The 11,806-nt window shown below is 66.6% G+C and carries 10 protein-coding genes and 5 pseudogenes; 8 read left to right on the forward strand and 7 right to left on the reverse strand.

Annotation, left to right across the window (positions count from 1 at the left end; translation table 11 throughout):
* Window positions 1-1,371 (forward strand): annotated as a pseudogene (locus tag ACFYXC_RS41255) (hypothetical protein); the annotation flags it as partial.
* Between the two features lie 77 nt (window positions 1,372-1,448).
* Here the strand turns inward: ACFYXC_RS41255 and ACFYXC_RS41260 are convergent.
* A complete protein-coding gene (locus ACFYXC_RS41260; protein WP_389558230.1) occupies window positions 1,449-2,402 on the reverse strand; it encodes a hypothetical protein in 954 nt (317 codons plus the stop codon).
* Between the two features lie 480 nt (window positions 2,403-2,882).
* On the opposite strand from ACFYXC_RS41260, the gene ACFYXC_RS41265 reads away from it, so the two are divergent.
* Window positions 2,883-3,227 (forward strand): hypothetical protein, encoded by a 345-nt coding sequence (locus ACFYXC_RS41265; protein ID WP_389558232.1) that lies wholly within the window; start codon window positions 2,883-2,885, stop codon window positions 3,225-3,227.
* Window positions 3,228-3,433: 206 nt separating this feature from the next.
* Here the strand turns inward: ACFYXC_RS41265 and ACFYXC_RS41270 are convergent, their stop codons facing one another.
* Window positions 3,434-4,096: an HNH endonuclease family protein gene (locus ACFYXC_RS41270; protein WP_389558234.1), complete on the reverse strand. Its 663-nt coding sequence runs from the start codon at window positions 4,094-4,096 to the stop codon at window positions 3,434-3,436.
* Complete coding sequence (locus ACFYXC_RS41275; RefSeq protein WP_388924262.1) at window positions 4,093-4,578, reverse strand: hypothetical protein; 486 nt, start codon at window positions 4,576-4,578, stop codon at window positions 4,093-4,095. Before ACFYXC_RS41275 ends, ACFYXC_RS41270 begins: the two co-directional genes overlap by 4 nt.
* Window positions 4,579-4,974: 396 nt before the next feature.
* Here ACFYXC_RS41275 and ACFYXC_RS41280 point away from each other — a divergent pair, with 396 nt between their 5' ends.
* The 5 genes and pseudogenes from ACFYXC_RS41280 to ACFYXC_RS41300 form a co-directional block, all read left to right on the forward strand.
* A complete protein-coding gene (locus tag ACFYXC_RS41280) occupies window positions 4,975-6,252 on the forward strand; it encodes a helix-turn-helix domain-containing protein (protein ID WP_389558237.1) in 1,278 nt (425 codons plus the stop codon).
* A 268-nt stretch (window positions 6,253-6,520) separates the two neighbouring features.
* The gene (locus ACFYXC_RS41285; RefSeq protein ID WP_389558247.1) at window positions 6,521-6,907 is read left to right on the forward strand and encodes a hypothetical protein; all 387 of its coding nucleotides are present in this window, start codon (window positions 6,521-6,523) and stop codon (window positions 6,905-6,907) included.
* Window positions 6,891-7,526, forward strand: a pseudogene (locus tag ACFYXC_RS41290) (caspase domain-containing protein); the annotation flags it as partial. The gene ACFYXC_RS41285 and the pseudogene ACFYXC_RS41290, both read left to right, overlap by 17 nt.
* Window positions 7,527-7,742: 216 nt before the next feature.
* Window positions 7,743-8,672, forward strand: a pseudogene (locus tag ACFYXC_RS41295) (PAS domain S-box protein); the annotation flags it as partial.
* 155 nt (window positions 8,673-8,827) lie between these two features.
* Window positions 8,828-9,043: pseudogene (locus ACFYXC_RS41300) on the forward strand (transposase family protein); the annotation flags it as partial.
* Window positions 9,044-9,328: 285 nt separating this feature from the next.
* Here ACFYXC_RS41300 and ACFYXC_RS41305 read toward each other — a convergent pair.
* Window positions 9,329-9,422: pseudogene (locus ACFYXC_RS41305) on the reverse strand (SAM-dependent methyltransferase); the annotation flags it as partial.
* Between the two features lie 83 nt (window positions 9,423-9,505).
* Between ACFYXC_RS41305 and ACFYXC_RS41310 the strand changes: the two are divergent.
* On the forward strand, window positions 9,506-9,628 hold the full coding sequence (locus tag ACFYXC_RS41310; protein ID WP_389558239.1) for a hypothetical protein: 123 nt from the start codon (window positions 9,506-9,508) through the stop codon (window positions 9,626-9,628).
* 337 nt (window positions 9,629-9,965) lie between these two features.
* On the opposite strand, the gene ACFYXC_RS41315 is transcribed toward ACFYXC_RS41310, so the two are convergent.
* The 3 genes from ACFYXC_RS41315 to ACFYXC_RS41325 form a co-directional block, all read right to left on the reverse strand.
* On the reverse strand, window positions 9,966-10,181 hold the full coding sequence (locus ACFYXC_RS41315) for a hypothetical protein (RefSeq protein WP_389558241.1): 216 nt from the start codon (window positions 10,179-10,181) through the stop codon (window positions 9,966-9,968).
* Between the two features lie 252 nt (window positions 10,182-10,433).
* Entirely contained in the window at window positions 10,434-11,117 is a 684-nt protein-coding gene (locus ACFYXC_RS41320) for a hypothetical protein (protein ID WP_389558243.1), read from the reverse strand.
* Between the two features lie 222 nt (window positions 11,118-11,339).
* Entirely contained in the window at window positions 11,340-11,576 is a 237-nt protein-coding gene (locus tag ACFYXC_RS41325; RefSeq protein ID WP_389558245.1) for a hypothetical protein, read from the reverse strand.
* Window positions 11,577-11,806: the final 230 nt, after the last annotated feature.

Genomic DNA, 11,806 nt, shown 5'->3' on the forward strand with positions numbered 1-11,806 from the left:
ACTGAGGGCCGCAAGCTGTGTATCGAGCTGGCTCCGCCCACCGCGGAGTCGAAGGCGCGCGCGGCCAAGCGCACTGAGGCGCTGCGCGAGGCGACGGAGGCGAAGGCCCGCAAGGACGGCAAGTCATCCGCTCAGGCGGCTGCTGCGGCAGCTGACGCGCCGTTGGCGGACCTGGTCAGCTGGTGCTCCGACGAAGCGGTCGGCTCGGACTACATGAGCCGCACCGATGCGTGCCTGAAGAGCATCGGGTCGGGGACGCTGACCTTCGTCGACCTGGACGACGCGACGATCGGCTCCGCCAGGTTCGACTTCGAGCAGCGCATCAAGGCGTACCCGAACAAGTCCGCCGGCGGAACCACCTTCGCGGAGTTCGACCAGCAGATCCGCATCATGCCGGTGAGCATCGACGCCGCTCTCGACGGCGTCACGCTGAAGTGGAACACCTCCTCGACGTGCGAGGCGTGCAACACGTCGGTGATCCGGTGGGCCGACGACTTCGACAACGCGGCGGGCGACAACGCCTACTGGGACGCGGACGACTGGAACGCCTACACCGACGGCAGGTGGGGCACCCGCGCCACCACCTGGAACGGCACAGGCAAGGAAACCATCGACCTCGGCTGGGCGGTGACCGCGAGCGTGGACGCCAGCACCACCGCATCCGCGACCGCGGACTTCGGTACCTCCGGCATCCCCGAGGTACAGGAATTCGCGCCGCGCTGCGACGACTGGCAGAGCAGTTCGGCACCGGGCTGTGTGCTGCCGCACTTCAGTCCGACCTGGACGCTGGACACCAACAAGTACCCGGCCGCCGGCGGCTACTACTGGTACATGCAGCAGGTAATGCCCGACCACGCCGGCTCCCAGCGGTGGGACTCCCTGATGCACTACCTGGGACCGGACACCCCGGTGAAGACCAGTACCGGCGGGACGTGGACATCGGACAACAGCCGTAACGTCCTCTGCGGTACCAACTCCTCCTGGAGCGTGCACCCCTCCGATGCGTCCGTGGGATCGGTCGACTGCGATGAGTACGCCATGGCCTCGACGCACGAGTCCGGCGGCTATCCCAAGAGCGTCAACCTGGTGACATCGGGCACCAAGTGCGCCCAGTTCTTCACCGACAAAATGGGCGACGGCTCAGCGAACTTCGGCCTCCTCGCCGACACGCGTGCCGTGACGAACGGCCCCAGCGGTACGGAGCGGTGCGGGCGGGCAGCCATTTCGAGCACGCAGAACCAGAAGGCGTTCAGCGGCTTCCCCGCCCCGGCGTGGCGGATGCTGGACGGTGACGGATTCTTCGTCACCCTCCCGGGATACGAGCACTGCACGTCAACCGCAACCACCTGCACGTGGAAGAAAATCGGCTGACGTAGCCCGAGCACTGACAGGTGAAAACCCGCAAGTGGGGCCGGCCCCGCAAGGCCGGCCCCGCTTCTCGTGCGTGGTCAGCCGGTCCAAGGCTGCCACCGGTCTTCCTGCGCAGGGCTGATACTGCTGAGCCACACCAGTGCCCCATCGATCAGCCCGGGCTTGTCCCCCGCGGCCAGGGCGGGAGCTTCGAGCATGTCGGCGGCCTCTTCCAAGTAGGTGACCAGCGTGTCGCGTACCTCGCCGGGGCCTTCGTTGTAACGCGACCACCGGCCCAGATAGCCGCTCTCGGCATCCAGGTACAAGCCCGTAGTGCTGTCGGCAGGGCCCAGAGCAATCACCGGAATACGGCTCGCCTCCCACACCGTGATCCGCTCCTCCTGCGGACGATCGGTATTGGAAAGATCCTCGTCGGCCTGGGCCTCCATCTTCAGCCGGTAGGTGGCAGCCACGGAATCCAAAGACATCAAAGCCCTGTTCCCGGGAAGGCATCCCCAGCCGTTGCCACCCTCATCTCCTGAGGTCAGCAGCCACAAGCCGTGCAGTTCGACGGGTATCCGGATGCCGAGGTCCTCTTCCAGAGCGGCAATGGCAGCAGGGGTGGCGCCAGCGCGGAGCGCCGCATAGGAAACGGGAGCATGGTCTTTCAGCCAACCCGTGATGCGCCCCCAGGCATCAGCGATCTCCCGCACGGTAGCCGCCGCGGCAACAAGGTCTGCGACCTGATTCTCGCCCTGATCCAGTTCCTGCTCTTGGTCAGAACCATCCGTGGAAGCCTCGGAGAGGACAAGCGCTTCAAGGAACCGGATCTCGATGCGGTCCGGCTCGCGAAGGTAGCCGACCGACAGGTCGGGGCAGTCATCGAACATGTCGCCGTCGACCACGACCGTGAACATGCCGGGCATCCCCGAGGGACTGCCCATGTCAGGGTCGTCGGCCAACTGACCGGCCAGGGCCTTCAGCGCGTAGGGAACATCCGCCCCGAGCCGGGCCGCGGTGTCACGTACGTCCGACTGGATCTCGACCTTCACAGCCTCATGCTCCTCGCTGATCGGATGAGGGACGGCGCCCCTCGAACAGTGCAACCCCCGCCTACCGCGGCAGGCGGGCGGGCGTCCTACCGTACGGGGCCGGACCTGCCTCAAGCCGCTACTTCATGCAGTTGCCCGCTCTGGTGTGGCAGAACGACCGCTGGGAGGTCGCGGCACTGCAGAACGCGCGCTTGATCTCGTTGGAAACCGCGATAGCCTTGGACGCCCAGACCGCCGCCGGATAGGGGCACGATGCCTGGGGGCGTGCACGAGATCGTCAACCTCGAAGGGTTGCCCGGCGTCCCAGATCACTCGCGGTCGGCGCCGTCGGGCACCAACCCGGCCGCAAAGCGCGGACTGTCGGCAGCCGCAGCCGGACCCCCGTGCTCAAGCGGGCACCGACACCCGGGCGTGGACCTACACGCGGCGCCGCGCCGCCCTCGAGGAACTCTCCGCGCACACCGGCTGACCGTGCCGTGGGTGCTGTGCCCGTCGACCACCGACCCCGACACCGTCCACGAATGGCTGACGTCCTGGACGGCAGTCGTCTTCAAAGAATTGGACGGCCTATACCGGGCCTCGGCCAGAGGGTGGTTGAAGTACAAGGTGCGCGAGACGACCGAAGCCATCGTCGGCGCCATCACCGGACCGACCACGGCACCGCGCACGCTGCTGCTCGGCAGATACGACACCGACGGACGCCTGCAGTACACCGGCCGCACCACCGTCCTCCCCAGTGCGGCTGGCCGCACCGTCGCCGGTCTGCTCGCACCGGCAGACCCCGGACGGCATCCGTGGACGGGCTGGTCGTTCTCCGCGGGGTAGGACACCCGCGAAAGACTGGACGTCACTCTGGTCCGGCCCGAACTGGTCGTAGAAGTCGGCGCCACCGCCGCCCGTGATGCTTCCGGCCGCTGGCGCCACCCCGCCAGCTGACACCTCCCACGCCCCGACCTCTGTACCGCGAACGTCCCCCGCCAACCGCCTCACTGACAGGAGTGCAGGCGCCCGGCGGCCTGCCCTGCGCGGAATCAGGCAACGGGCGCGTAGGTGATGGCCGTCTCGGGGCAGCCGTCCGCGAGGCTGTCCAGTGCCTGGAGTTCACTCTCGTCGACCGACAGACTCCACGACAGCTTCACCGGCACCCAGTAGGAGAGGTACCGGCAGCGCACGGACTCCTGGGGCAGCCACTGAGCGACATCCTGGTCGCTCTTCTGCCGGTTCGAGCGCTGGCTGACCGCCTCCAGGTGGCGGGGATCGTCCAGATGGTTGGCGTAGGCGACACGACGCTCCCGCGTCCACGCTTTCGCCCCGCTGTCCCACGCCTCGGCGAGCGGCACGACGTGGTCGATGTCAGTCAGTGTCACTTCCTGCCCGTCGTACCAGGAGAACCAGGTTCCACCGGTAAGCGTGCAGCGACCGGACACGGACGGCGCCTCGAGGGCTTCTGCGAGCAGAACCTCCGCGCGGGTGTTGCAGCCGTCGCGGTCGGCATCGGTCCAGCCGGAACCGAACTCCCGGGCGCGGTCGTAGCCGGAGCGGTCCCCCACCGCCACGTCAAGCCGGCCGATCGCCTCACGCAGCGGCACCGTGACGTCCGCAGCCTGCGCACCCTGTGCAGGAACGGTGCCGGCCAGAGCCGACACCGTAACGGCGGCAGCAGCCAGCCACCCGCCGCCCACCCGGCGCTTCACGCCTGGCCGCGCGTGTTGACTGCGTGCAGGTAAAGCTGCCTGCCGTACTTCTGGTGCAGCCAGATCCTGCGGTTGTCCGCCACCTTGTCCAACCGCACATTGTCGAACTTGTGGACCGACCCGTCAGCTCCGTAGACGGAGACGCGGACACGTTCCAGGCACAGCTCCGGATGCGAGCCCGCGTCCTCCACCCGCAGATAGACCGGATACAAACCCAGATCGTCGGTGTCGAGCTGGGGCCTGCGCGGGTCGTTGTACTCGCCCTCGACCACCGGAACGACCGTGAAGTTGCCCTCCGTGTCGTCCTCCTGCTGCTCCCCCAGCACGAACACCTTCTTCGTGCCGATGTCGAAGTCGTCACCGTTACCGGAGTCCAGGACGAACTCGCGGCCCGCGATGCCCAGATACACCCAGTCGTCCGACCCCGCCTCCGACAGATTGGCGACCTCGATCTTCGCCCGGATCTGCGTAATGTCTGCCATGCCAGTTCCCCTTCCAGAGCCTGCTGTTGACACACGGCCACACCCCTCCCCCCACACACCAGACATCGGAGAGAGAGATTCCGCTTCGTCAACAACCGTCACAGACGGCCCGGAAAGGAGCAGTGCCCTCAAAGAGTGACCACACGGCGCGAAGAAGCACACGGCGCGAAGAAGCAAAAACCTCCAAAAGAGCCAACAGGACAGAAAGCGGTACCACCGGCAGAACCACCCCAGCGCGCCCACAGCGTCCCCACTCTGGCTGTGTCACTCTCCGGCCATGCCGACGCGCAGCACAAGGATCTCCGGCAAGACACCGTGTCCCCAGGCGCCAATTCGCATGCGGAAGCCGGTCCCGGCCTCAACCTGTTGTCAGTGGCGCATCATAGGGTTTCGGGCATGGCACGTTCCTGGACGCGACTGCACGAACACCTCGGTGCCCCACCGGGCCCGCTCACCTTCGACATGGTCAAGAAGGCCGCGGAGAGCAACCTGGACGAGTCCGACGACCTGGACTGGAAGCAGTTCCTTCCGCAGCCGCCGCAGGACGGGGCCTGGAACGAGCTGGCCAAGGACGTCGCGGCGATGGCCAACACCCGCGGCGGCCTGCTCATCTACGGAATCACGGACAAGACCACCAAACCCGTGGGCATCGATCCCGGCGAGGTCAACACCCAGCAGTACGCGCAGTGGATCCGCAACCACATCCAGCCCTACCTGCCCGACCTCAGCTTCACTACCCTGACCTCGCCCGACGGCGGCACGAGTTTCCTGGTCATCGACATCCCCGCCAGTCCCACGGCTCCTCACCTCGTGTACGGCACCGCCGCCAAGGACAAGGCCCAGCAGGCCGCCGTCGTGCCCTACCGCGATGCCGACCACACCGCCTGGATGGCCGAGCATCAGCTCGAACGCGCCTACCGCGACCGTTTCACGCGCGCTCAGCACGCCCAGGACGAGATCGAGCAGCTCTACGCCGACACCCGGGACGACGTGCTGGCCGAACAGGACGAGCCCTCGGCCTGGTTCATCGCCGTCACCCGGCCCCAGCGCCCCCTGCCGCGCACCGCCCCGCCCCTGGCCGACGAGTCGGCCAGCTACATCTGCTTCGCCGCTATGGAGCACTCCCGGCGGCTGACCCGGGATCGTCACACCGTCAGCCCGCTGCAGTCGCTGAACCAGATGGTGCCCCAGCCCCGCCCCGGATTGCGCCGCTGGGTCTTCACCACCCTGTCCCCGCCCACGGGCCGGGAGATCCACACCGAGCTGCACCACGACGGCAGCACCGTCCTCGCCGTCAACCTCTCCTGGAAAGCTCTGCGTTCCCCGCACGCCGAACCGCAGGCAGCCGGCAGCCTGGTCGACACGGACGTCACGGCGGCTGCCTGCCGCGACGCCCTCGCCCTGGCCCGTGAACTCGCCCGGCATCTGGGCGTGGACAGCTCCTCGCACGTGCGTGCGGCCATCGCCAGCGCCGAGCCGACACCTTTGATCCCCGTCGTCACCGAGCACGGCGGCGCCTTCAGAGACATCCCCGACCGCGCCCGCCGGCCGCGCCGCATCCAGACGGTGACCACCGCGGTGAACCCGGCCGACGAAGACGACCTGCTGCGCTCGAGCGCCCAGGAGCTTTTCACCGATTTGATGCATCAGTTCGGCCTCACCGCCCGCTGGTAGCCGGACGCACCCGGGCGCCCGCGGTCGTACCTGCCCGCACCGACATCGGGGGAGCACGAAAGGGTGGATCTCGTCACGCCCTTGGTGAAATGGCGAGCTCGATCGAGCCAGCGCAGGCTCGTCTCGCCGAACGGACCTTCGCTTATGAAGACGAGGTGCGACGTCTGGACGATGAAGCGGTGCTGAACGGTAGCCTTTCGGTAGTGACGTGCGCGCCTGGGCGCGGAATCAGGGGGTATTGGTGCAGTTACAACTTGGGTTCCGAGATGTGCGGGGGCCGGAGGCCGAATTAAGGTCGCTGCACATGTGGCTGATGGCAGACCCGGTCGCCCGTCGCCATGCGAAGCCAGCACTGGGTGCTTCACATCCGTCGACACCAGGGGCGCAAGGTGACGCACTCGACCTGGTGTCGCTCGTGGTAAGCGGCGGTTTCAGTGCTGCATCGCTCGCCATGTCCCTGGTCGCCTGGCGCGGGACACGCCCGCTGCGCCCTACCGTGACCGTCGATCGCCCCGACGGCCTGACGGTCACGATTTCGGGCTCCTCTCCGGAAGAGGCCCGGCGGCTTATCGAGTTGCTGGTCGCTGACTCCGACGGCATCGATGAGACCGAGGAAGTCCACGCTGTCAGGGATCCTGATGGCCTCTCTGCCTGATCCTTCCGCTTCACGGGCGGTGCTCATAGGAGCAGGCTCCTTCGAGACACTTGACGGTCTGCCCGCTGTGGTACACAGTGCGGAAGCGCTCGGAAGTCTCTTCACCGAGCAGGACATCTGGGGGCTTCTTCCTGAGCACTGTCGCGTGGTGCTGAACCCCCAGACCCCGCGACAGTTGTCCAAACCGGTAGCTGAAGCCGCCCAGGAAGCAACGGACACTCTGGTCGTGTACTACGCGGGGCACGGGCTGATCGAGCCCCAAACAGGCGAGCTGCATCTGGCCGTTGCGGACAGCGACTGGATGTCGGTGCACGACACGGCGGCGCCGTACGAGTGGATTCGGCGTTCGATCGAGCACAGCCCCGCCGACCGGAAAATCGTCGTGCTCGACTGCTGTTACAGCGCACGCGCGTTCGGCGTTCAGTCGCCCGACGACGGGTCCTTCCTGGAGGTCCAAGGCACCTATCTGCTCGCCGCCTCCGCCGAGAACGCCGTTGCGATCGCACCTCCGGGCGATCAGTACACGGCGTTCACCGGCGAACTGATCAGGCTGATCAACAACGGTGTGCTGGAGGGCGACGAGTACCTCGACCTGGACACGCTGTACACAAAGCTGCGCCTGGGACTCAGTTTACGCGGGAGACCGGCACCCCATCGTCTGTGCCGCAACAGTTTGGGCAGCGCGCCCTTCATCCGCAACGCGGCGTACGAGCCGCTGCCGACGACGTCACGCCCCAGCTGGAGTACATGGAGTGCCGGTCAGGCGGTCAGCGCTAATGCGTCCACGGACGAATCGGGGTCGGAGGCGTACGTCCGCCTTGCCACGCTTCGAAGTCTGCTGGACCAGTTGATCCGGCAGCTCTCCCCGGCCCAGAGTCTCGCCGACACTCTGCAAGCGGTCACAGCTGGCGTTGTCGCCGGTCTCGGCTATGAAATCGCTGCGCTCAATCTCGTCCGGCCGGACGGTGATCTTGTTGTCGCGGCCTTGGCAGGCAACTCTGCAGCGGAGTCTTTGATTGCCGGCAGAATCGGCTCCCGTGAGTCGTGGGAACGTCGGCTCTCGATGGGCGAGGTATGGGGCGACCTGCGGTTTATCCCGCACGCAGAGGGCCAAATTCTCGACGACGACGACGTTCCTCAGTGGTTCACGGACGGACCGGAGCCGCGGTTCGAGGACGAGTGGCATCCCGGCGACCGGCTCTTCGCGCCCTTGTACTCTGTCGGTGGCAAGGGCCGACGAGATCTGACAGGTGTCATCTCCGTAGACCGGCCGCGCAACGGACGCCGCCCCGGGGCATGGGGACAGGAAGCGCTTCAGATGTATGCGGCCCATGCCTCGGTTGCCATTGCCAACGCCCAGCTCAAAGCAAACATGAAGCGTGCGATGGTACGTCTGGAGCGGGAGCAGCACGCGCTTCGCGCCAGCGAGGCATCCTTCCGGGAAGCCTTCGAATACGCGACGTCCGGAATGGCGGTGACCGAGCTGACCGACGAACAGCCGGGCAGAGTGATACGTACGAACGACGCTCTGTGTCACATGCTGGGCAGATCAGTGACAGAAATGCGCCGCTGCGTCTTCGCCGACCTCATCCATCCAGAAGACGGGCCCACCTTGCTGACAACGCCCGCCCGGGGAGGCAAGGCAGAGCTGCGGCTCTCGCACCGGGACGGTACGTATGTATGGGTCTCCCTGCGGAACAGTGTCATCCCCGACAACACCTCCGGGCCGGACCTGCTTCTCGTACACGTTCACGACATTGAAGAACCGAACTGGTGGCGCTCCCTCGATCCCGCCCATCTCACGTAGCCTGCCGCGTGAGGGTCTGTCAAACGAGCGGGTCTGTTCCGTAGTCGCTGGTGACGGTGAGTCCTCGCCTGTGATCATTGAGCGTGCATGATGCGATCACGCTTGTGGGAACGGTGTTTTCGGGGTTGCCAGCATTGGTCATCGAGGATGCGGCGGACGGTGCTGAGATAGTCCGGGTTTCGGCTCGGACCCGGGATGTTCCCGTTCCCTGTCCGGTGTGCGGGGTGGTGACGGGGCGGGTCCACGGGTATCACGGCCGGACGGTGCGGGATGTGCCGGTCGACGGCCGGCAGGTCGTGGTCCGGGTGAGGATACGACGCCTGGTCTGTGCACGGGCGGATGCTGTGGCTACCTGGCCGTGTTCGTACAGCGTCACGGTGGGATCGTGGAGTGGTCCGACTGGCAGGTACCCGTTGCTGAGGCGCACCCTCCGGTATCTCACTTCGACGCCGATCAGTACGACGTCGAACTGACCCGCGCGCTGACAACGTCCGCTTCGTGAGAGTCCGCCGTGCGGGTGGTTCCCTGCGCGGCGGGCCGGGCCAGGATACTCGGCACGGCTGGGTTCAGGCGGACCGTGACCGTGGCTCGTAGGGGCCGAAGTCCTGGGATCTCTACGGCCGACGGGCCAGCACGTGTGTCGCGGAAACCGCGCTCGGACGCTGGGTCGTGGAGCAACCGAGCCACGGTGACGAGCCCGGCGAGCAACACCGTCGCCTGCTGCGGCGTGACGCCGCCTGGCCACCCGTAAAGGAACGGCTTCACCAAGTTCTACTTCGACAAGAGATGTCATGCGTAAAGCCGTACTCGGAGTCTTTCTGGCACTGGCAGCGGTACTCGCCGTAGCACCGCTCGCCAGCGCCGACCAGACCCAGACCGCCGCCTGCTGCGGTATGCCGCCCGGCCACCCGTAAAGGGCACTCATCGCTGGCTCAACCGTGTATGAGGGCCCGTCAGCCCACTTGTCGGTGATGTCGGATGGAAGTCGGATCCGACGCCGACCTGAGACTCGCAGGTGTCCCTGTTGCACTAGAACTGGAGGATTCTCATTCGTTCTCATTCGTGGTGTCGGATTCTCGTTGCGGCGCGTGCTGAGCGGCGATCTCAAACCATCTGGCGCCACAGCACGTCAGGGGCTCGCCCTCTGACAGGCTCACTGCGACAGGACACGTCAGGCGGGTCACCCTTTGGGGGGTTGAGGGGTAGCGCGGACCGCCCGGGATCAGTGTGCTGGCACCGTGGCCCGCTCGACTACTGTTCGCCGACTTTGAGTCCTCGGTACACAGCATCGTGGCCCAGCCGCTCCTGCTGCCGTACACGCCGCGTCATGACGATTGCGAGGATACCGAGCGCCAGCAGCACCGGGACGGCGGCGGCGGTCCCGAACCAGAGGAAGATCGCGAGGTAGCCGTAGGCAGCGTTGTCCACATCCGCGTCTGCCTTCACCAGGAAGACGATGCTGGCCACGAACGCGACCACCATGAGACCCGCGATGGCGATCGCGAGCCAGAGCAGGACGCCGGCCCAACGCCGGTACCCGGCACTGACCTCAGGGAAGCGTGGCGGCCCGTACCTGCCGGGCGGACCGGGCAAGGGCCTTGGCGCCGGGCGTTGGGCTGGCCACTGATCAGACATGAGGCCCAGTTCTACGGTGCGCGGCTCCGGAACACCAACCTCCTCCGCCACAGCACGCACCGCGCTGGAGCGTCGTCCCCCGGGTCACTTCTTCACCGAGTCCCACGCGCCGGCGTTGAAGCTGCGCAGGAGGGCGATCAGCGCGGCCCCGAGCCGCCAGTCCACACCGGGTGCATGCACGTGCAGTTTGTCGCCCTTGGACCTGAACTCCAGCGGGACCTGCCCGTTCGCGCGCCACCTGATGCGCCGGGGTGCGCGTGCGAAGCCGCCCTCGTTGCCAGGGACGCTGTCGAAGACGGTGAACACGAGGACCACCGTCATCAGGGGCAGCAGGAGCCACCACATCCACCACCATATGATCCGTCCCTTGAAGCCGACCGCTTCGGGGCCGCCGGGCTGGTCCACGGTCCAGCGGGTGCGCAGGCCCCTGCCACGGAGCGCCTTCTCGCGCATGAGCGTGCCGATGACCTCGCCGTGCGCGCCGAGCACCTGAAACCTCGCGACGCCGCCGCCGGCCGCCAGGGTCACCACGGTGGCCACCCGTTCCCGGCGTTGATCGTCGGCCCACAGGGCGAAGGATCGGTTTCCACCGCGCCGGGCCGCGAGGTACGCGGACGTGCCTCCTGGCGGCAGTTCACGCTCCACGTATACGGCCGACGGCGCAGGTCCCGATCCGTCGGAGAAGCTGACCATGTTCGCCACCTTCGCCTGACCCTGGCCGTCGACTCGTCTCGGCCCGCCGTACATGGTCAGTACGTTGCTGCTCATCCGACGTGCTCCAAGTGGTAGTCGCGTGCCAGGCCGGCCGAGTCTGTCTCACCCGCCACCCAACGGATAACCCCGCCCTGCAGGAGGGTCAGCTGCCAGTTCGGGTGACAGGTTCAGTCACGCGGCCACGCACCCGGAGGATATTCATTGCCCATCCGCAGATCAACTGCATGCCCCCCATAGCCAGTTCGAGGATTCGGACACGCCCGTGAGACAGACCGACTACGAGACGGCGTGAGACAGCGCACGGTCTCCGCAGGTCACAGTGCCGCCGTAGGACACGAACCGCGAGAACCTACAAGACGGAATCTGGTTTTCGACGCGCTCACCCGACACGTCCGCGCCTTCGCCGTCATGCTGACCGAGCGCCAGGGCGAGCGTCTTCCGGACTGGCTCGTCGCCGTCCGGGAGGACGATCTGCCCAGTCTCCATACCCTTGCCGCCGGCATCGACCGGCACTGTGCATCATGAAGTTGCACGTCACGGATTTGGTGTGCGTGAGGCTCGGGAGGCTCGTGGTGGTCACAGGCGGGTGGTTCGGTGTAGATCATCGGCCAGCAGGCTATGCCCTGGTTCGTCAGTACCAGCAGGGACCTACTGATCTATTCGGGGTGTTGTCGGAGGGGCTGACGGGTGGTGATCCCTGCGGTAGGCCGGTGGTATGAGGTATGCGCAGGGCGGTGGACTGA

The sequence above is a fragment of the Streptomyces sp. NPDC002701 genome, assembly GCF_042889045.1.
Taxonomy (GTDB): domain Bacteria; phylum Actinomycetota; class Actinomycetes; order Streptomycetales; family Streptomycetaceae; genus Streptomyces.

Excerpts from the sequence above, each read along its gene's own strand:
- ACFYXC_RS41275 (WP_388924262.1), bottom strand. The coding sequence starts at position 4,578 with ATGGCAGACATTACGCAGATCCGGGCGAAGATCGAGGTCGCCAATCTG.
- ACFYXC_RS41320 (WP_389558243.1), bottom strand. The coding sequence starts at position 11,117 with ATGAGCAGCAACGTACTGACCATGTACGGCGGGCCGAGACGAGTCGAC.
- ACFYXC_RS41310 (WP_389558239.1), top strand. The coding sequence starts at position 9,506 with ATGCGTAAAGCCGTACTCGGAGTCTTTCTGGCACTGGCAGCGGTACTC.
- ACFYXC_RS41280 (WP_389558237.1), top strand. The coding sequence starts at position 4,975 with ATGGCACGTTCCTGGACGCGACTGCACGAACACCTCGGTGCCCCACCG.